Below are 20,184 nucleotides of genomic sequence, written 5' to 3' on the forward strand. Positions count from 1 at the left end.
TACGACCATGCTGACGAAGCCGATACGATGGATCAGCCCCGACACGGTAGGAGTCGGATGGGTCACTTGGGTTCAACGGGTTGGGGTTCCGTGGGGCCAAGAGGCCCGGCGATCATCAGATCCCACCGGGGGTGCCCCACGGTCCAAGAGGCGATTCGCCCGGTCCCAACCCGACAGGAAATTTTACCTTTCCCGTGAAAAATCTGTCATACTGCCTGTTTCAAATGCCCGTCATTGCAGCGGCTTCGCGCTCCAGGATGCGGACCATGGCCCAGGAGAACCAGGTGCCGATGGGCGGGAAACCAGCCTCATCAATGAGCGATTCCACCCTCGCCAGCTCCGCCCGCACCTTCTCCATGTTGCTGCGCGCCTCCTTGGCATCGCCGAGCTTGTGGCGGGACATCGCGATCAGGCAGCGGGCGGCGGCGGCACGGCTGCCGGCGGCGTCCTTGTAGCTGATGCACTTGTCCGCGTCTTTGATCGCCTGCTGGTAATCGCCCTTTCGGAAGTGGTAGATGGAGAGTGAGAGAGCGTTCCATTCCGGGATGCCTGGTTTGCCCGGCTTGTGGTCCCGGCACATCTGCGCGGCGGCATCCAGGCGCTTCAGCACGGCGGGCTCCGCCGGGATCAGCAGGCAGACTTTCAGCAGGTGCTCGGCCTGTAGCGCATTCCTCGTCGGCAGGTGGCGCTCCAGCATCTCGTCGCGGAATTCCAGATAGGCCTTCCGGTCGCCCGCCTCGAGGTAGGACGGGGCGGTCATCAGGAGGTCGGTCCCTTCGAGGATGCGGATGGGATCGCCCAGGCGGTTCGCCTCGTTCATCATGCGGAAGCACGCCGCAGCCTGATCCCACCGGCCAAAGACCGCATTCCACCGGCCGAGCGAGCGGAAGACCTCGGCGGCCTCCGGCGAAGCCTCGATCGACTCCAGCGAGTCCTGCCGCAGCAGGCGGTCCGCCCCGGCGGTATTCCCCTCGCTGAGCAGGATGGCCGCGCGCGAGACGTTTGCCCGTGCCTGCGCCTGCTGCTTCAGGCGGGCTTGCTCGGACAGGGCCTCCTTTTCACGGAAATAGAGCGCCGTGGTGGTGCCGAAGCCCACCACCAGCGAGATCAGCATGGCCGCGCCCAGCAGGCACGCGGCGCGGTTCCGCTGGAAGAATTTCCGCATGTAGTAGCCGCGGCTCGGCTTGCGTGCGCTCACCGGCTCGTTCCGCAGGTACCGGCGCAGGTCCATGGCCAGGCTGTTCGCCGTCTGGTAGCGGCGGTTCCGCTCCTTCTCCATCGCCTTGAAGACGACCCAGTCGAGATCCCCGCGCAGCGCATTCGCCCACTTTTCGCCCGGGCCGGGCAGGGTGTTGCCTTTCCCTTCTTCGGCAGGGGTCCGCGCGACCTCGGAGGGCAGGGGAGGATTGTCCTCGATGAGCACGCGGCGCATCTCGGTCATGCCCATTTCCAGCAGCTTCTCCGTGTCGAAAGGGGGACGCCCCGCGAGCAGTTCGTAGAGCAGCGCGCCGAGGCTGTAGAGGTCGGCTCGCGTGTCGATGTCCATGCCGCCCATGTCGATCTGCTCCGGGCTCATGTAGGCGGGGGTGCCGATGAATTGCCCCATCTGCGTCATCCCGCCCCGCCCGTGCAGCGGGCCTTGCAGCGCCTTCGCGATGCCGAAGTCGATCACCTTCGGCACATGGGTCCCGTCCACGTTCTCGACGAGGATGTTTGCCGGCTTGATGTCGCGGTGGACCACGCCCTTCTGGTGGGCGTGCTGGATCGCCTGGCAGACTTTCAGGAAGAGCTCGATGCGCGCGGGGATGTCCAGCCGCTCGGTCTCGCAGAAGGTGGTGATCCGCGGCCCGCGCACCAGTTCCATCACGAAGTAGGGCCTGCCGTGCACAGTCCGCCCCGCATCCAGCACCCGCGCGATATTCGGGTGCTCCATGATCTCCAGCGTCTGTCGCTCCGCCTCGAAGCGCGATACCACGGACTCCGTGTCCATGCCGCTACGGATGATCTTCAGCGCGACGGTGCGCACCATGCCGTCCTGTACGGCCTCGAAGATCTCGCCGCCGCCGCCCTCGCCGATCTTCCGGAGCAGGGTGTAGCGGCCGATCGAGTCGCCTTCCTGCTCGATGCCGGTCGCGGGCTCTTCCGGGGGCGGCAGTTGATCCTCCGGCAGCTCGTCGATGATCTCCTGCGCCAGCTCCGCGGTCCGCATGCGACCCTCCAGGAAGAAGGCCGACGAGGTGCCTGCCAGGTCCAGCAGCTCCTCCATGCTCTCCCGTCCCTGCGGGTCGCCGTGGAAGGTCCGCTCGAGGAATTCGCGACGCTGCACGGCGTCGGGGATTTGCATGGCCGACTCGAAAATCGCGTTTTCGATGGCTAGCGAATCCGTCTCGTCCTCCATTGGATCTATCGTCTCCCTCATGACTCTCCCTGCCGCTGAATCCTTGGCTTCAAGCGTTTCTTAAGAAGGCGTCATTCGAGCGGCAGAACCGACAAAAATCAGCGCTGACCGCGGATTTCGCGGTAGAGCCAGGTTTTCGAATACGCCCAATAGCGCTCGACGGTACGCTCGGTCACTCCCATCTCCTCGGCGACCTCCTGGTTTGTCAGCCCGCCGAAGAATTTCAGCAGCACGACCTGGGCGCGGGGCGGATTCACCTTCTTCAGCTTCTCCAGCGCGGCGTTCACCTGGAGCATCGGCTCGTCCTCGTTCTCCACCTCGTTTTCCGCATCGGTGAGGGGCACGCGTTCCAGATCTCCGGCGTGCTTCGGGCGCTTCCGGCGGCGCGCCCTGTCGATGAGGATGCGGCGCATCGTCTCCGCGGCCGCGGTGAAGAAGTGCGCGGTATTCTTCCAGCTCTGGTCGCCGCTGGAGCGCATGCGCAGCCAGGCCTCGTGGGCGAGGGCCGTCGGCTGCAGGGTATTGCCCGGCCGCTCGAAGGCCATCCGCTCTCCCGCCATGGCACGCAGGATCGGGTAGAGGCGACGCACGTCGTCCTCCGAGTAGTGGGAGAATTCCTCAACCCCGTCCATGCGGGGAAATTAGTCATACAAATCCGCTCTTCAACCCCTGATTTAAAGGGTTGGTGTGGCAGGATTTACGAATGCCCGGGTCCGGAGGGGTCAATCCTCCGCCTCGATGGGTCCCATCAGCGCCTCCGCCTCGTGGACCAAGATGCGGGCGATGATCCAGTCCCACCACGTGTTCTTGTAGTCCGCGGGGATGGCGGAGTTGTCGGAATCGACCTTCGCCCGGGCGAGTTCGATCCGTGCCTGCTCGTGTTTCCCGAGGTGGTAGGAAGCCATGGCCGCGACGGCGCGGGCGGCGGTCGCGCAGACGCGGGAGACCTTTGGCAGGGCGGCGAAGCGGTTCCGCCACTCCAGCGATTGCTCGTGGTCCTGCATTCGCAGGTGGTAGAGGGCCATGGAAAAGGCCTCCCAGTCGGCATTCGGGCGGATGCCGTTCGGCCCGGGGACATGGGATTCGCAGACCTTCGCCACGTCGCCCAGCGTCTCCAGCATGGACGGGTCCGCCGGGGTGAGCAGACACATCTTCAGCACCTGATGGGCGCTGCGGGTGCTCTGGACCGGCAGGTAATTCATCAGCACCCGGCTGCGAAGGTGCTCGTAGGCATCGTCTCCCTCGATGGTCAGCACCAGCGGCGCGAGCGGCATCAGGTCGCGGCCCTCGATCACGTTCACGGGATCGCTGTTCCGGTTCGCCTGGTCGAGCTGGCGGAAGTAGGCGAGCGTCTGCTCCGGCTGCTGCTTCTGGCCGCTCCAGTGGGCCAGCGCGCGGAAGATGGTCACGCCCTCGCGCCGCGACTCGATGTTCTCCACCGGATTGTCGCGGAGCATTTCCTCCGCTTCGGCCTCGCGGCCCTCGTTGATCAGGAAGGTGAGCCGGGAGAAGATCTCGCGCTCCATCGCCTGCTTGCGGAAGATCAGCTTCTCCGCCTCGTGCGCTTCCGCCTCCTTCACCAGCCGCGAGCGCTCGGCGATAGCCCGGCTCTCCCGGACGTAAAGCCAGGTCGAGACGGCGAGTCCCGCGACCAGCGAGATGGCCACGGCAGCGCCCGAGAGGCAGGCGACGCGGTTCCGCCGCACGAATTTCCGGAAGGTGTAGAGATGCCCCGGCTTGCTCGCCTCCACCGGCTGGTTCGCGAGGAAGCGCTGCACGTCCGCCTCCAGGCTGTTCACCGTCTGGTAGCGGCGGGTGCGGTCCTTTTCCATCGCCTTCATCACGATGGCGTCGAGGTCGCCGGTGACGAAATCGACCAGCCTCGCGGGGTCCATCGAGCGGTCCGCGGCGATGCCCGGCAGGCTGTCCGCCGCCATGGTGAGCGCCCGCGAGGGACGGGGCGGCTCCTGCTCCAGCAGGATGCGCTGGAGCTGCAGGATGCCGCAGTTCGCCAGCTCCTCGCCATCGAAGGGCGTGCGGCCGGTGAGCAACTCGTAAAGCAGCACCCCGAGGCTGTACACATCGCAGCGCGAGTCGATGTCCGTGCCGCGCAGGTCCACCTGCTCCGGGCTCATGTAGGCCGGGGTGCCGAGGAGCTGGTCGTGCCCGGTGAAGGCGGTGGCGCCGAGCGGCCGGCCGGTGGTCGCCTTCGCGATGCCGAAGTCGATGACCTTCGGCGTGTCTCCCGCGGCGGTGGAGCTGACGAGGATGTTCGACGGCTTGATGTCGCGATGGATCAGACCCTTCAGGTGCGCGTGCTGGATCGCCCCGCAGACCTCGATGAAAAGGGCGAGCCTTTCGCGAGGCGTGAGCTTGCGGGCATCGCAGTGCTCGGTGATGCGGCGGCCCTTCACCAGCTCCATCACGAAGTATGGACGACCGTCCGCCGTGGCTCCGGCGTCGAATACGGCGGCGATGTTCCGGTGCTCCATCATCGCGAGCGCCTGGCGCTCCATCTTGAAGCGCGCGATCACCGACTCGGTGTCCATGCCCAGGCGGATGATCTTCAGCGCCACCTGGCGGCGGAAAGGTACCGTCTGCTCCGCCTCGTAAACCACCCCGCATCCGCCCTCGCCGATGCGTGCGATGAGGCAGTAAGGACCGACGGGCGTGCCCGGTCCTTCCAGGTTGGGAAGCGGGGCATTCGCGCGCGTGCCTTCCTCGCCGGAGTCGGCGGGCATGCCATCGATCACGTCCCGCACCACCTGCGTCCGGGACTCGCGGGCCTCGAGGAAAAATGTCGCCGATTGCTCGGATGCCTCCAGCAGCCTGCGGAATTTCGCGAGGCCTTCCGGATTGTCCCGGAACCAGTGCTCCAGGAAATCTTCCCGTGCCACCGGATCGTCGAAGCCGAGCGCGGCATCCAGCACCGCGCCCTCGATCTCCGCGGAGTGGCGTTTGGCGGGAGGGGCAGTCATGTCAGCCCGCCGGTTTGCTCGTACTCGCCCTCGCGGATGATCTGGTAGAGGCGTGCCTTCGCCATCGTCCAGCGGCGCTCCACGGAGCGGACGCTGGTGCCCGTCATGCGGGCGATCTCCAGGCTCTCCAGTCCGCTGAAAAACTTCAGGATCACCAGGTTCGCGGAGTCCGCGTCCTCGCGCTCCAGCACGCGCAGGCTCTCATGGATGACCAGCACGTGGTCCTCCGGGCCGGAGACGGAGCCGTCGTTGAAATCCGGGAGTCCGGGCAGGCGGACCGGTTGCTGACGCTTGGTGGCGGATTTCCGCCGGGCATTCTCCACGAGGATGCGGCGCATCGCCTGTGCCGCTGCTCCCATGAAGTGCGCGCGGTTTTCCCAGCCGCCGTCCCCGGTGCCGCGAAGGCGCAGCCAGGCCTCGTGGACCAGCGCCGTGGGCTGCAGCGTGTGCCCTTGGCGCTCGTTCTTCATCTTGATCGCGGCCATGCGCCGCAGCTCCTCATAGACCACCGGCACCAGCCGATCCTGCTGGCTGGCCTTCCAGACGTCGTCGTTGTCGGGGTGATCAGCGTTCAAGCGTCCAATCGGGGTTTCGGTCCAATCCCATCTCAAACGGGACGGACAGGGACAACCCGAAAAGGCGTGTGTCATCGGCATGGGCCGGTGGGTCATGAGGATAGATGTGGGTGGGAGCAGCGTGCTCCCACCCGAGCCATGTCATTGCGGTCCCATCACTTTCAGGCGGACGAAGGCCTTGCCGCTGCCCGCAGGCAGGGTGAAGGACACGCCGGTGCCGGTGATCGTGACGTTTCCGACAGGGACCGGGGTCCAGGTGGACAGGTCGCCGGAAGTCTGGATGACGTAGTCCGCATTCTCACCATAGGTGCCGGCGTAGGCCGCGCCCTTCGCCCAGGTGATCGTGCGGTTGCCATCCAGCGCGGGCAGGGCGGTGAAGCCCGTGCCGGTGGTGCCCATGAAGTACTCGATGCCATTCGGCACGCCGTCGTGGTCGGAGTCGGCATTCATGTCGCCGGTCACGCCATTGGCCGTGGCCCAGCTTGCGAATCCGCTGACCGGCGCAGGAGTGCCGGAGGTGAATTTCAGGTTGTCCACCGCGGCGGAGAGGGACACGCGGAAGAAGCCGCCCAGTGCCTCGTGCGGGGCCGCGCCGAAGTTCGCGTCGGTCGCCGTGAAGGTCCACTCATGTCCGGGTGCCTCGCCATTGAGGTCGAGCCAGGTGCCGGTGCCCAGATTGTAGACGGTCATGGTGATGTAGCGGCTTCCTCCGATCGAGTCACCGATGGTGATCGTGAAGCGGTGCCAGTCCACGGTGGGGGCGACCCCGTTCGTGAAGGTGGTGCCGCCCTTCGCATTCCGGTGCATGATGTATTGGCCGCTGAAGCCGAACTGCATGCCGAAGTCGCCGGAGTCGAGGAGCTCGTTGCCATTCGGATCGGAGAAGAAGCCCACGCTGAGCGCTCCGCCGGTGTAGCCGTCGAAGCTGATCGTGTTCGTGCCCGTCGGCAGGACGATGCCCTTCTTGCCGCCGATGTAGGTGCCTGAAGTGCCTGCTCTCACCGCATTGCCATGGCCGCCGTAGTACTGGCCGCTCGATGGAGGTGCGAAGACGCTGCCCAGGGCGTCCGACAAGGACTGCGACCATCCCTGCTGGCCCGTGAAGGGGCTGTTCGCCACGTTGGCAGTGGTCGCGATGTTTCCGAGCATGTAGCCTTCCGCCTCGCTGAAGTTGATCACGTCGGGAAGCGTCACGAGGGCCGACTCACGCCACAGGATCACCTGCCGCGGATTGCTCGTGTCGAGCACCCAGCCTGCCGGGACGCTCGGGAAGGAACCGATGATCGTGCCGGTGCAGGTGGCGATGACGTAGGACGGTGCCGTGGGAGCGCTGCGCTCCGTGATCACTAGAGTGGAATTGGTCAGGTCGAGATTGCCGTTCACGACGAGCTTGTCGGCCTGCGCGCCATCGATCTCGCACTCGTAGGTGCCCTGGAGCCAGGTCTCTCCCAGGGTCAGCGTGCCGACGGGATTTCCCGGGGCCACGGTACCGGCGATGGTGACCATGCCGCCGATGGTGCCGGTGCCGCCGAGGGTAGCGCCGGGATCGATGGTCACATCCGTGCCGCCGAGCGATCCATTCACGTTCAGGCGTCCTGCGGTGACATAGGTCGAGCCGGTGTAGGTGTTGGCATTCGCGATCGTCAGCGTGCCGGTGCCCTGCTTCGTCAGCGTGGCCGGGCCGGTGATCGATCCGCTACCCTGGAAGGTGAAGTCGGAGGATGAATTCACCGTGACCGCGGTGGGGGCGAGGGTGCCGGTCAGCTCGATGTTTCCTGCGGGCGAGGTGGGGCCGAAGGTGACGCTGTCATAGCCCAGGAACTTGTCCGCGGTGGCACCGTTGAGGAAGTTGCTGGAGGTATTGGAATTCCAGGCACCATCCCCGCTGGCATTCGTCCACACGAGATTGCTGCCCACCGAGACGATGTTGAGCGTGATGAGTCCGGAATTCGTCGAGAGCGAGGAGTTCATGCGGACCGGGCCGCCTGCATTGAAGTCCAGTTGGATCGCGCCCGGGCCGGAGACGGAGCTCTGGGCGAGGACGTATTGGCCGGGATGCAGCGGACCGGTGAAGGTGGGCGTGATGGTCGCCGTGCCTCCGCTGAGGTTGATGCCCTCGCTGACGGTGATGTGATCGCCCGCGGTGTAGAGCGGGAGCTTCAGGTTCGCTCCGTTTTCCAGAGTGATCGACTTCACGAGTTGGTAGGGCGAGGACTCGAAGGAAGCACCGTCCTTGACCGTGATCGGGCTGTTCGGCAGATAGCCGGTGAGGTTCATCCCGCCCGTCTGGACGATCGTCTTGCCGGAGAATTCCGACGAGCTGCCGCTGAGCGTGAGCATGCCTGCGCCGGACTTGATGAAGTCCCCCGGTGCCGCCGCCGGTGCGAGGACCGCGGCCCCCAGCGTGGCCCCGGTGCCGCCGCCGCCCGCGATGGCCACGGTCGGTGCGCTGGTGAAGCCGCTGCCCGGCGAGGTGACGGTCACGCTGGTCACGGTGCCGGTGGCCGGATTGTAGTTCGCCACGGCTGTCGCGCCATTGCCGCCACCGCCGCTGATGCTCACGATGGGTGCGCCGAGGTAGCCGCTGCCTGCCGCCGTGACCGGGATGGAGGTGATGGTGTCGCCGCTCGCTTGCGAGATCTCCTGGCCGATGGTGATGGCGTGGCCGTTCGTGTCGATGTGGGCACCGCCGGAGTAGATGCGGAGGGAATCGAGGCCGGAGAGGAAGTTCGTTTCGGCCGCGGTGGCGCGCACCGTGCCGCCGTTGAAGTTCAGGCGACCCTGTGCGCCCGCGCCCTTGATGATGCGGCGGGTGGTGAGGAGCGAGTTGCCGTTCAGGTTGAGGTGGCCGATCTTCCCGGCATTCCGGGTGATGCCGATGTAGCCGCCGGCACCGTTGAATGCCCAGTCGGCGTTGCCATCCAGCGTGAGCTCGGAGCCCGCGGCGAGCGGGGTGTCGCTCACCGCCATCGCGGGGCGGGTGTCGAGCACGTTGGTGGTATTGAAGCGGGCCGTTCCTCCCGTGGCATGCAGCACCGCGCGGAAGCTCGCGGAGCCGAGGTAGAATTGGCGGCTGTCGGCGATCGCGGCCCCGCCCCCGTCGAAGTTGAATTCCATCTCACCGCCGGTCTGCACGATGGAGGCATTGCGCGGGCTGAGACGCCATGGGTTCGTGACCTGCAGCTTGCCGCCGGACAACTCGTAGCCCGCGTAGCCGCTGTTCCCGAGGACGAAGGTGGAGACACCCGTGGCCGCGGCGGCGTTGTTTGCATCCACCACCCTGATGGTGCCTGCGCTCTGGCGGAGCACCGAGTTTTCCCAAGTGGTGGTGGCTCCCGCGCTGCCACCCATGACGGTGGATGCGCCGGACAGGGTGACCAGGCCGCCCGTACCGACGAAGCTGCCGGTATTCGTCGCGTCCTGCAGGTTGACCTTGCCGCTGCCGGAGATGCGGAGCGTCACTGCGCCGCCCCCGGTGCCAGTGCTGTTGTTCGGGCTGAGGGTGATCTCGCTGCCGCTGGCGACATTCACCGAGACTCCGGATCCGGCGAGCAGGCCGTTGCCATTGATATCGGTTGTGAGGCTGTTGATCAGCCCGTCCACCTGGGCTCCGCTGAAGCCTCCGGTGCCGCCGGCGTTCAGCGCCAGGGTCGAGCCGCTGGCGAGGGTGAGGCGCTCTTTCGTCCACAAGGCGGGGTTCCCTCCGAAGAGGAAGTCCGGCGAGCTGAAGGTGAGCGTGCCCGCATTCACCTGCCAGCGCAGGCCGGTCGCGGTGGCCGTCTGGACGCTGGTGGCCCCGCTCTTGTTCTCGAAGAGGCCGGTGAAGCCGGACCAGTCCCCGGTCAGCGCCAGATTCACGGTGCCTGCGCCGGGGCCGCTGTAGCGGTTGAAGAAACTGCTGCCGCTGACCGCTCCGGAGAAGGTGGCGGTGGCCGTGCCGCTGGTGGCATTCGTCGCGACGTTGCCGCCGTTGCCTCCGACGACGATCGCGCGCGAGAAGGTGAGATTGTCGGTCGCGCTTGCTGCGGCGAGGTTCAGTGAGAGTCCGCCGCCGTTGAGCACCACCTGGTTCGCGGCATTGCCGTAAACGCCATTCACCCCGGACAGGGCGAGATTCCCCTGCACCACGTTGATGTTGCCGGTGAAGTCATTCGTCTCGCCGCGCAGGGCGACCTGGCCGGATGCGGCGAGGGCCACGTCGCTGTTGCTCCTCACGAAGAGGCCGCCAGTCACCGTGCCGGTGAGCTTCGCGGCCACCGTCGCATTTGCCACGGTCGCGGCATCGATGGCGGGGTTGTTCGCGGCGTAGCTGCCGCCGAAGGCGATCGTGCGGGTGGTGTCGGACACCGCCCCCACCGTGTAGCCGGTGGTGGTGAAGTTCAGGCGATCCACGGTCACCGGCGCGGTCAGTGTCACGACCCCGGCCGTGCCGCCGAAGACGGCGGTGCTCCCGTCGGTCCAGTTCCCCAGCGCACCGCTCACCGAGCCCTGACGCCAGACGGATGCGGTATTCCAGACGCCACCGGCACCGGTGCCGGCGGTCGCCCCGTTCGCGTCCCAATACAGGTCGGCGGCGGAACTTGTGGCTGCCGTCATGCCGGAGAGGACGACGATCAGGTCCAGTGGACGTAGATGAAACTTGGATTTCATTGGGTTGGGGTCGTGGGGTTGCTTTGGGGAAAGCACCGGCATCGCAAGGGCACGATCTTCCGGGCTCTCCCAAGGCATGCGTGCGCCGTCCGCCACGTCCGCCACCCATCGGGCATTTTTCTCCCGATCCGCCGGTCACGAATCCGCCACAGGCGGGACCCCGCCGTTTCAATCAGTGGCTCAATCCCGCAGGACAGCGCGCAGGCGGGCAAACATCTGCGTGCTGCCCGCCACGGACTCGTCCACCCGCAGCGTGACCTTTTCGAGGCTGCCGTCGCCGATCGCGACCGGTGGCCCGGCCAGGCTCCACGGCCGCGTGGTCCAGGAATTCGCGGCCATCGTCGGGGAGATCTCGATGACGAAATCCAGCCCGCGATCCAGGGAATCGGAGCGCCGCACGAAGGTGAATTCCAGATAACGGTCGTCCGCCTCATCCTTCACGGCCATCTGAGGAGTCCGCGGTTCGCCGGATACGTGGAGGTCTCCGGACTTCGGATTTCCGCCGGTGGCGTATTCCCAAAGGTTTTTCATGCCGTCGCCGTCGGGATCGGCATCCGGGCCGCGGTCGGCGCCCTGCAGGCCGGTCGAGTCGAGCCACGACTGCCATTGCTCCTGCGGCGTCACCTTCGGCACCACCCAGACATTGCGGAAGCGCACCGGCCCGCTCGCGCCGCTGGTGTGTGCCTGCAGGAGGATGGGATGGAGACCCGGGCTCTCCGCCACGGATGCGCCGGTGGGTCCGGGGATCACGACATTGTCATGCACCAGCATGCCATTCCAGCGCACCGTCACGCGGGCGTCCGAGATCTTCGTGGTGCCATCCCAGCGTGCGGCGGTGAAGTCGATGTCATAAGCCTGCCACACCCCGGCTCCGAGGCTGGCATTCACGGCGACCGGCTTTTGCAGGTAGATCGCCCCGGCGGAGTCGTGCTGCGGTGCCTGGCTCGCGGGGGTATTCAGGATCTGGAGCTCGTAGCTGCGCTGGAGCTTCACGCCGGAGTTCCCCGCCTCTTGGCCCGCGCCACCCGGAGGTGACAGCCACTCGAGGTGAAGCTGGAAATCACGGAAGCCGGTGATGGTCGAGATGTCATTCGGCGTCGGATTCAGCGCCACGGCCATCGCGCCCGCGGAGACGGGCCACGTGGGTGCGGCACCGTTCGCGTCGCGCTTCCAGTGGTTCGCCAGCGAGGCGGCGGTCCCGTCGAAAAGAACCACGGCACCCGGCGGTGGCGGGGTCGGCGGGCCGCAGACATACATGTGGTCCACGTTCGGCCCGGTGGCGAGGGTGCTCGTCAGGCGGATGGTATTCATGCCCTCCACCAGATTCACGCTCACGCCTTCCGTGTAGATCCAGGTGGGCCATGCACCGGAAGGGCCGAAGGGGATGCCGGTGTTCACCACCGTGCCATTCACCGTCAGCGAAAGCGGGCGCGCGGAGGTGGCACCATTCGCATAGCGGAAGGAGATCCAGTGCGGCCCCGCCTGCGTCGCCGGGATGCTCCACGTGATCGTCTCGCCGATGGTGTTACCATAGTCGGCATAGCCCGTGCCGGTGAAGCCCGCATGCTCCGTGCTGGAGGTAGGCCCGACGCGCGTGGCGGTCTCCGCCTCATACTTCGCCGCGTCCGAGGGAGGCACCGGCGCGATCGGCTCCGCGGGCGGGGCCATCGGCACGAAGTCCGGTCCCATCGAGGCCGGGAGCAGGTTCATCGTGTACCATGCCTCGGTCGCCCAGGGCGCGACGTAGGCGTCGTTCATGAAATCCTTCAGCTTCAGGGCGACCACGCGGTCTTCCTTCAGGCCCGGGATCTTCACGAAGACCTTGCGACGATCCTGCGAGACATCGACGCGCGTCGCGGTCAGCGGTTCCACGTCGCTCTTCGGCCCGCCGTAGGTGGACGTCGGGATGTAGCGGTACTGCTGCAGCACGTAGTTGCCCGTCCGCGCCGCGACGTTGTAGGGCACCGGCTGGGTGAACTCGACGAGCAACCCGTCCGCACGGGCGCGGACGCTCTTCATCTCGAAGGTCACCTTGCCATTCGGGCGCAGGCGCTGCAGGCCGGAGGTGGTGTTCTTCCAGTTCCAGTTCCCCCCGGCACCGAGGCCGCCGATGTAGAGCGAGCCATCCGGCCCCCAGACGAGGCGGTTCATGCCGGACTCCAGTCCCTGGGTGAATTGGAAGACGGCACCCTGGTACTCGCCGCGGACCTTTTCCATGAAGACGCGGTTCGCGCCGCCGTGGGTCAGCTCGGCGAAGATCATCTGCCCGGCATAGATGCCGCTCGGGATCAAGGTCGGCTCGGCCGGGGAATTCGAGATCTCACCATGGGGCAGCCACAGCGCCGGACGCGTGTAGGCGCGCGCGTCGTCCGGGCTTTCACGATGTCCATAGTAGTTCCCGGGCTTGAGGTGGTTGATGCGCGAGGACGGCAGCCAGTCGCCCTGGTTGTCGCCGGCGAAGAGCTCGCCGTCCGGGCCGAGACCCATGCCATTCGGCGTGCGCAGCCCGCTCGCCACCGCCTGCCAGGTGCGCGTGGCGGGATCGATCTTCAGTAGCGATCCCGGCCCGTCCGGCACGGGGAAGGCGGGCTTCGAGCCGGGCAGGTAGGCCGTGCTGCCATTCCGCAGCGGCACCGAGGTTGTCACCCACAGGAAGCCGTCCTTCTTCACCAGGTTGAAGGTGAATTCGTGGTAGTTGAATGAAGCGGGCCAGCCGTGCGCGACGGCCTGGTATTCGTCCGCCACGTCATCGCCGTCGTGGTCGATCAGCTTCGTGACTTCCTGCTTCTGCGTCACGTGGATCACGCCATCGATGACCTTCAGCCCGAGCGGTTCGCCGAGTCCTTCCGCGAAGCGATGCACGGTGACCCCGGCGGGATTGTCGAGGTGGTCTAGCAGATACACCGCGCCCGTCGCATCCCACGTGGACACCGCGAGGCGTCCGTCCGGCAGGAAGTCCATGCCGCCCACCGCCGGGCGGAATCCCGCGGGGCGGAAATTCACGAGGTCGAAGCTCGGATGCACGCCGACCAGCGGACGCCCGTCGCCCGGCCCGCCCGCGGTGCCGCCCTCGCCGTCCTGATAGTAGTAGTTCTTCTTCCCCGGCGAGGTGACGTGCGTCTGGCCGTCCTCCGTCATCAGCACGCCCGCGGGCACGGTGGTGAATGCGGTGGCGCCCGGCGGCTTCCACTCCAGCAGCAGGCGGGAGCCGCCGGCATTCTGATAGAAGTCGATGTAGTAGCGTAGCGTGCCGGGCAGCAGGTTCAGCGTCGCGGACGTCGTGTTCGTGCCGGGCTTGTCATTGTCGATGGCTAGGGCGGCCTCGTCGCCGAGGAACCACTTCGCCCCATCGTCGCTGGTGAGGCGGAATTCATAGGTGCCGCCGGTGGTGATCGCCATGCGCCCCCACGCGTGGCCGACGTAGTGCTCGGCCAGCGGCGTGCCGTAGGTGCTTTCCCACGGGCCTGCGAAGTCCACGGTGGAAAAGTCCGCCGAGATTGATGGCGTCTGGCCGTCCACCAGCACCGGCAGCTCGCGCATTTCCTCGCCGGTCTCATAGAGCCACACCGTCACGCCCGGCTTCATCGCCGGGGTCTGGGCGGTGACCATCGAGGCAAGGGCGATGCTGCAGGTGGCGATCGCGCCGAATCGGATCAAGGCGTCCATGTGGTCTCAAGGGTGGCATCGCCACTGGCGGTGAAATCGAGGAAGGTCGCGCCACCCGCGGTCCGCAGTGCCGCGGCACCGGTCAGCGTGTGGCTGGCCTGATGGCCGGTGCCATCGAGCTCGAGGGAGAGCCGGGTGCCGGCGGGCATGCCGGTGATGGTGAATTTCCGCTGGAGCTTCACGCCCGCCATCGCCTCGGGGCTCTCCTCCACGCCGATCCGCGAGCCATTTGGCAAAACGACGTCGTAGCGGATCGCGATGCCCGCGGTGCGGTCGATCAGGCGATAGCCGCGCCAGTCCACCTTCGCCGCCACCGCATTGCCGCCGGACTGCACGGTCCAGGCGCGGTAGTCGCCGATCATCGTCACGTCCGCCAGCGTCGCGGTGCTGCCCGTCGCATTGCGGCGGAAGCGGACCTTCACCGCCGGGCCGCTCACCTCGATGAGCTTCTGGTGTCCGTCCGCCGCCGCGCCGTCCACGGACATCCACTGCTGGGCGGTCCAGGTCACGCCATTGTCGCTCGACACGTCCACCAGCAGGCGGTTGTTCCCGCCGGGAGTCTGGTAGGCGAGGATGACCTGGTCGTGCTGGCGCAGGTCCACCGCGGGCGAGACGAAAGAGGTGCCGGTATTCGCCGAGAAAGTCCACGTCGTGCCGGGCGTGATGCCGGTGGCCGTCCAGCCCGCAGGGAGGACGGCTTCATTGGTGGCGGACAGCAGGAAGGCGTTTTTTTGAAGGTGGTAGGTCGTGCCCGTGGTGACCGAGTTTTGCTGGCCGAAGTCATAGACCTTGCCGCGGAATTGGATGCCGCCGCCCCACACCTTGTGCAGCGTGCCATTCGCCGGATTGTAGGCCACCCAGAGGTCCGGGCGGAGTGCGGCGACGAGCATGCGCGTCTTGTTCTCCAGCGTCAGCCGGAAGGCCCAGGGATCGCGCCCGCGCACCGGGGCCTCCGCGCGTCCCTCCAGCGGCAGCAGGGCTGCGAGGAGCGTCAGGGCGTGAAGAACGAGCCTCCTGGGGAGAGGGGATTTCGACGGATGGATCATCTGGGTTGCGGGCTTGGGGGCCGGGGACGAGTGGAGCCGGAGGGTCCCGCGCGGACGCGGAGCCCCCCGGCTTTTCTCAGGGACCCTAGAGGTCAGGAACGAACCCACATTCCTGGCCTATTCCCGGAAAAGGTTCTGCTTGGGTTGAGGGCGGCTGGGCGGGTCGTTCTCCATTCCGACATGCGCGTTCCCGCGGGGAAACCCGACAAAGTTTTTCGGCACTCCGATATTTTCCGGGGAACCCTCAGCGCTTCCCGGGCCGCAGGTGGCGGAATGCCTCCTTCACGCTCAGATCGATGTAGCCTTCCAGAGATCCGCCGTGCCCCGCGAAGTAATCGAGCTGCGAGACATGCGCGCGGAAGGCGGCAAGCCGTTGCCCGCGATGCGGCGTGCCATCGACCGTCAGATCCGCCGGGTCGTCGCGGTTCAGCATTCCCGGGAGCGCGTGGCCGTGCTGCCAGGCGTGGATGGTGAGGATATCGTGCCGCCCCGCCGAGGCGCGCAGCACGGCGCTCCGTACGAGCAGGTGCGCGGGATGCCAGTATTCGCCGCCGCTGCCGTGGGTGACGATGAAGGCCGGACGATGCTTTTCTAACAGCTCACCCAATTGCCCCGCCAACTTCTCCACGGAGACATCGGGGGCGAAGGTGCGGTGGGAAAGCCCCAGTGGATCGACATGACCGAGGAATGCGACCGAGCTCACACCGAGTGCCGCCGCGGATGCTCGCAGCTCGGCCTCGCGGATGCGGCCCAGTTCCTCGCGGCTCATCCCGCCGGTGATGCCGCCTTCCCCGCGGGTCAGGCAGGCGAGGTGGACGGGGATGCCACGTGCGCAGAGCTCGCACAGCAGGCAGGAGGCGAAGAGCTCGTCGTCCGGATGGGCGAAGACCGTGAGGACAGGTCCGCCTTTCTCCAGCAGATCCTCCAGCGCCACCGGCCTCGGCGCGCGTGGCGGACGCAGCGGACGGATGAGCTGCAGCCAGCGCTTCCGGTAAAAGAGCGGATCGGTGAGTCGCTGGGAAAGCTTGCTCCACATGGCGGCTCAGATCGGGCGGCCGAGGAAATCCTGCACGATCTCCACCAGCCGCACGGAGAAGGGCTCCGGGGCAAAGCGCTCCACATTGTCGCGCAGCGAGCGGCGCAGCAGGGAGTGGGAGTCCGGCTGGTCCATCACGGCCAGGATCTTCGCCGCGGCATCGTCCGGGTCCGCGTAGATGAGCTGCTCGTGGCCCGCGATCTCCCGCGTGCCACCTCCCGCCGGGACGAAGGGGATCAGGCCCGCCGCCGCCATCTCCGCGACCGCGATGCCGAAGGCCTCGACCCGCGACGTGTGGATCGCAAAGGAGCGTGAGGAAAAGAGCGCCAGCTTTTCCCGCGCGTCGAGGAAGCCCGGGGTGCGCACCCACTCCCTGCGCTCGTCCACCATGGCCTGGATGCGGCGCGAGTAGGCGTCCTCGCCGATCCTGCCGACCAGATCCAGCGTCACGGGACGACCGGCTGCCCGCACCCGGTCGAGGATGGTGATCAGGGTATCGATCTCCTTTTCCGGCGTGATGCGGTTCATCGCCACGAATCCCAGCGGCTCGCGCGTGCCCTCCTGCGGCTTCGCGAGCAGCGAGGGAGGGTAGAGCACCGGGACGTGTTCCAGAGGGAAGTGCTCGCGCAATCGGGCGGCGGTCCACTTCGAGTTGGCCACGATCATGTCGGCGGGCGTGAGGACCGGCTCGTAGTGTCGGCGGGCGAGATACTCGCCGATGGTGAGGTAGATCTTCCGGACCAGCGATGGCCGGTGGTGCGCCTGGCCCTGCGCCGTCGGGTAGAGGGCGAGCCGGCATTTTTCATCGAAGCTGAAGTCGCCGATGAGCTGGATCGCCCGGTGGTCGAAGTGGATGGGATTGTAGGCGCTGATGCAGGCGTCGAATTCCCTGCCCTGCGTGCGGCAGAAGCGCTCGAACCACGCGCGCTGCCAGTAGGCGACCTTCGTCCCCGAGTTCACGCCCGGCAGTCGCGGGGCGGGCAGCAGCTTGATCTTCGCGGGATCGACGCTGGTGCCATAGACGGCATTCAGATCGTCCCAATCGACCGGCGAGGCGGTGGTGAAGGTGACGCGTGCGCGGTGCTGCAGGGCGTGCAGCGTCCACATGGCGGTGGCTTCGGAGCCGCCGCGGCCCATCCATGGATGGGCGATGAGGATTTCTGGCTGGAGGGGGGAGGCCATCGGTCCGTTTCAGAGGTCGGTTTTGGCAGGCGGCCCCGTGGCTGCCGGCGGGAAAATCCGTTTCATGCGGGGGGATGCAAGAGACGGGGGCGGGCCTTGTCGAATTTTTTTCCGACCGTGCAGCCTGCGCGGCGCGGTGTTTCCCTGCTTCCCATGGTCCGCGGGGCCTGCCAGCGTCGGATGAAACCGATGCCGTTTTCCGCCGCCCAGAAGCACCTTTTCTACACCGAGATCGCGAAGCTCCTTGAGGCCGGATTCGGCATCCGGGAGGCGGGTCGGGCGATGCTGGATACGCGGCTGCCGCCGCTCCAAGCGGACCTGCTGCGGCGGATGGAGGTGGACTTGGAAGCGGGGAAATCGATCACCGAGGCATTCGGCCCGGGCGTGGTCACGTCTCTGGAGCGCAGCCTGATCGGCGCGGGCGAGCGCGGCGGGCGCATGGCCCCGGCCTTCCAGCACCTCGCGGACTACTTCGGCATGCTGGCGTTGGCCCGGCGCGAGGCGATCGCGGCGATGGTGTATCCCGCCTTCCTCCTGCACATGGGGATCTTCGTCGGGGTGCTGGCACCCGGGCTGATGGCGGGAAAGGAGCTGCCGGAGATGCTGGTGGAATTCGTCCTCATCCTGCTCGCCGTCTATGCAGCCGTCTTCGTGCTGTGGCTCGGCGTGAAGGCCATGCTGCGCGGTGCCTCCACGAGCACGGGGCTGGACCGCTTCCTGCGGCGCATCCCGGTGCTCGGCGGCGCGCGACGGGCGATGGCCATGGCGCGCTTCACGAAAGTTTACCACACCAGCCTCCTCGCCGGACTCTCGATGCGGGAGACGGTGGAGACCGCCTGCGAGGCGTCCCACAGCGCCGTCATCCGCGATGCCGGCAGGCGGCTCGGCCTGGTGCTGGAGGGCGGCGGCTTCCTCGGGCCCACGATGATTTCCTGCGGAGCCTTTCCCTCGGCATTTGCCCGCTCCTATGCCACGGCGGAGGAGTCCGGCAGCCTCGACCGTGACCTCGCGCGCTGGACCGTGGTCTATCAGGAGGAAGCGGCGAAGGGGACGAAGGCGGCCGCCGGATTCATCTCGAAGGGCGTCTATTTCGCCGTGCTGATCTTCATCGCCTGGACGATCATCAGCACCTACACGGGCGCGGTCCTCGATCCGATCCGGGAGCTGGATTCCGCGGAGTGAGCGGCATCTCATTTCCGCAGCCACTTCCATAGCAGCAGCACGATCATCGCGCCGACGGTGGCGGTGACCACGGAGCCGAGCGATGGCAGCCAGTCGCCGGGATTCGGGTCCGGGGGCAGGAAGCCGACATTCCGCCCGATCCACCCTCCGACCACGGCCCCGATGATGCCGAGTACGATGGTGAGCAGGCAGCCGCCCTTTTCCTCGCCGGGGATGACCTTTCGCGCGATGGCTCCGGCCACGAGCCCCAGCAGGATCCATCCGACGAGATCACCCATGTCCGGCCTGATAGCATATCTCGCCGGGAGATGCACTCCCGAAATTCCGTGAGAACTCCGGCTTGCCCGCGGCGCTCCGGTGAGGATCATGCGAAGCGTGGAAAGTGCCAATGACCTGCCCGACCGCTTCGGGGCGATGTTCGTGAAGGAGCTGCGCCAGAACATGCGGCGCGCGAGCTTCGTCTATCCTTTCCTCGGCATCCAGATCCTCGCCATCGTCGCGCTCATCATCGAGTTCCAGAGCGACAGCGGCTACTCCTACGAGAAGTACACCGGCATGCTGAACGTGGTGATGCTTTTCAACTCGGGGCCCTTCTGGATCGGCGTGACGGTGGTCTGCGCGATCATCATGCCGCTCGGCGGGCTGGTGCTGATGGGGCAGGAGCTGGAGGAGGGGAATCACGAGCTGCTGCTGCTGACGAAGCTGAACCGCTGGAAGGTGGTGCGCGGGAAATTCTTCACGCTCTGGGGACTGTGCGTCCTCACCTTCATCTCGCTGCTGCCTTACGTCATAGTCCGCTACAATGTGGGCGCGATCGAGTTCGTCCGCGAGATCGCCTGCTCGTTGTCGGTCATCGGTCTCTCGGCGATGATGTGCGCGGGCGCGATCGGCGCATCGTCCTTCAAGGGGCTGCTGGCGCGCATCGGCGTGATCGTGCTCTTCATGGGCTCGATGATGGCGGGTGGCAGCATCCCGCTGGTGGCCTCGGCAAATGTCGGGCGAAGCGAGGGCTGCGGTGTCTTCTATCACATCAATGCGGTGTGCGTCGTGGTCTGCTTCACGCTGCTCGGCCTGGCGCTCGCCCGCTCGCGGCTGCGGCTGGTGGTGCATGCCTACGAGGTGAAGCCGAGCTACATGGTCATCGGCCTGCTGGTCTTCTCGCCATTCGTCATCGGCATGGCCACCGCGATGACCGGCTTTTGGGCGGGCTTCGTCGGCCTCATCGGCATGGGCCTCGTCGGCCTCTACGCGGATGCGACGCCGAAGGCCCCCGCCTGGGTGAAGCCACCAGCGCCAAACATCCCCAATTCGCCGCCCCCGATGCCGGGTGCCGCGGGGTGAGCATTGAGGATTTTGCTTCGTAGCGGATGCGCTGCGCGCTTCCGGTTGGGCGGGCTTTGTCTGGAGATCGCCACGTTGATTGTGCGTGCGGCCCGCCCCCAGCCGGAGCGACGCAGTCGCTCCGCTACAT

Annotated in this window: 12 protein-coding genes; 2 read left to right on the forward strand and 10 right to left on the reverse strand. The window is 66.7% G+C overall.

Translation table 11 applies throughout. The features are described from left to right. Window positions 1-220 precede the first annotated feature (220 nt). The 9 genes from OKA04_RS10965 to OKA04_RS11005 form a co-directional block, all read right to left on the reverse strand. The gene (locus OKA04_RS10965) at window positions 221-2,344 is read right to left on the reverse strand and encodes a serine/threonine protein kinase (protein WP_264501204.1); all 2,124 of its coding nucleotides are present in this window, start codon (window positions 2,342-2,344) and stop codon (window positions 221-223) included. A gap of 152 nt (window positions 2,345-2,496) precedes the next feature. Next, window positions 2,497-3,030: an ECF-type sigma factor gene (locus OKA04_RS10970; protein ID WP_264501205.1), complete on the reverse strand. Its 534-nt coding sequence runs from the start codon at window positions 3,028-3,030 to the stop codon at window positions 2,497-2,499. Window positions 3,031-3,120: 90 nt separating this feature from the next. Continuing rightward, on the reverse strand, window positions 3,121-5,376 hold the full coding sequence (locus OKA04_RS10975; protein ID WP_264501206.1) for a serine/threonine protein kinase: 2,256 nt from the start codon (window positions 5,374-5,376) through the stop codon (window positions 3,121-3,123). Continuing rightward, window positions 5,373-5,951, reverse strand: coding sequence for an ECF-type sigma factor (locus OKA04_RS10980; protein ID WP_264501207.1), 579 nt, complete (start codon window positions 5,949-5,951; stop codon window positions 5,373-5,375). Before OKA04_RS10980 ends, OKA04_RS10975 begins: the two co-directional genes overlap by 4 nt. A gap of 141 nt (window positions 5,952-6,092) precedes the next feature. Then, entirely contained in the window at window positions 6,093-10,601 is a 4,509-nt protein-coding gene (locus tag OKA04_RS10985) for a beta strand repeat-containing protein (RefSeq protein ID WP_264501208.1), read from the reverse strand. 180 nt (window positions 10,602-10,781) lie between these two features. Continuing rightward, window positions 10,782-14,267, reverse strand: coding sequence for a 3-keto-alpha-glucoside-1,2-lyase-like domain-containing protein (locus OKA04_RS10990; protein WP_264501209.1), 3,486 nt, complete (start codon window positions 14,265-14,267; stop codon window positions 10,782-10,784). After that, the gene (locus OKA04_RS10995; protein ID WP_264501210.1) at window positions 14,255-15,313 is read right to left on the reverse strand and encodes a hypothetical protein; all 1,059 of its coding nucleotides are present in this window, start codon (window positions 15,311-15,313) and stop codon (window positions 14,255-14,257) included. Before OKA04_RS10995 ends, OKA04_RS10990 begins: the two co-directional genes overlap by 13 nt. Window positions 15,314-15,557: 244 nt before the next feature. Beyond that, on the reverse strand, window positions 15,558-16,349 hold the full coding sequence (locus OKA04_RS11000) for a PIG-L deacetylase family protein (RefSeq protein ID WP_264501211.1): 792 nt from the start codon (window positions 16,347-16,349) through the stop codon (window positions 15,558-15,560). A gap of 6 nt (window positions 16,350-16,355) precedes the next feature. Further along, window positions 16,356-17,531 (reverse strand): glycosyltransferase family 4 protein, encoded by a 1,176-nt coding sequence (locus OKA04_RS11005; protein WP_264501212.1) that lies wholly within the window; start codon window positions 17,529-17,531, stop codon window positions 16,356-16,358. A 189-nt stretch (window positions 17,532-17,720) separates the two neighbouring features. Here OKA04_RS11005 and OKA04_RS11010 point away from each other — a divergent pair, with 189 nt between their 5' ends. Next, the gene (locus tag OKA04_RS11010) at window positions 17,721-18,713 is read left to right on the forward strand and encodes a type II secretion system F family protein (protein ID WP_264501213.1); all 993 of its coding nucleotides are present in this window, start codon (window positions 17,721-17,723) and stop codon (window positions 18,711-18,713) included. An 8-nt stretch (window positions 18,714-18,721) separates the two neighbouring features. Here the strand turns inward: OKA04_RS11010 and OKA04_RS11015 are convergent, their stop codons facing one another. Beyond that, window positions 18,722-18,991 (reverse strand): GlsB/YeaQ/YmgE family stress response membrane protein, encoded by a 270-nt coding sequence (locus OKA04_RS11015; protein ID WP_264501214.1) that lies wholly within the window; start codon window positions 18,989-18,991, stop codon window positions 18,722-18,724. Between the two features lie 88 nt (window positions 18,992-19,079). On the opposite strand from OKA04_RS11015, the gene OKA04_RS11020 reads away from it, so the two are divergent. Further along, window positions 19,080-20,054 (forward strand): ABC transporter permease, encoded by a 975-nt coding sequence (locus tag OKA04_RS11020; protein ID WP_264501215.1) that lies wholly within the window; start codon window positions 19,080-19,082, stop codon window positions 20,052-20,054. Window positions 20,055-20,184: the final 130 nt, after the last annotated feature.

Source organism: Luteolibacter flavescens (assembly GCF_025950085.1).
Taxonomy (GTDB): domain Bacteria; phylum Verrucomicrobiota; class Verrucomicrobiia; order Verrucomicrobiales; family Akkermansiaceae; genus Haloferula; species Haloferula flavescens.

Bases quoted from the DNA above. Each gene is read 5' to 3' on its own strand.
- OKA04_RS10985 (WP_264501208.1), bottom strand. From the start codon at position 10,601: ATGAAATCCAAGTTTCATCTACGTCCACTGGACCTGATCGTCGTCCTC.
- OKA04_RS11015 (WP_264501214.1), bottom strand. From the start codon at position 18,991: ATGGGTGATCTCGTCGGATGGATCCTGCTGGGGCTCGTGGCCGGAGCC.
- OKA04_RS10970 (WP_264501205.1), bottom strand. From the start codon at position 3,030: ATGGACGGGGTTGAGGAATTCTCCCACTACTCGGAGGACGACGTGCGT.
- OKA04_RS11010 (WP_264501213.1), top strand. From the start codon at position 17,721: ATGCCGTTTTCCGCCGCCCAGAAGCACCTTTTCTACACCGAGATCGCG.
- OKA04_RS10965 (WP_264501204.1), bottom strand. From the start codon at position 2,344: ATGCAAATCCCCGACGCCGTGCAGCGTCGCGAATTCCTCGAGCGGACC.
- OKA04_RS10995 (WP_264501210.1), bottom strand. From the start codon at position 15,313: ATGATCCATCCGTCGAAATCCCCTCTCCCCAGGAGGCTCGTTCTTCAC.
- OKA04_RS11005 (WP_264501212.1), bottom strand. From the start codon at position 17,531: ATGGCCTCCCCCCTCCAGCCAGAAATCCTCATCGCCCATCCATGGATG.
- OKA04_RS10990 (WP_264501209.1), bottom strand. From the start codon at position 14,267: ATGGACGCCTTGATCCGATTCGGCGCGATCGCCACCTGCAGCATCGCC.
- OKA04_RS10975 (WP_264501206.1), bottom strand. From the start codon at position 5,376: ATGACTGCCCCTCCCGCCAAACGCCACTCCGCGGAGATCGAGGGCGCG.
- OKA04_RS11020 (WP_264501215.1), top strand. From the start codon at position 19,080: ATGCGAAGCGTGGAAAGTGCCAATGACCTGCCCGACCGCTTCGGGGCG.
- OKA04_RS11000 (WP_264501211.1), bottom strand. From the start codon at position 16,349: ATGTGGAGCAAGCTTTCCCAGCGACTCACCGATCCGCTCTTTTACCGG.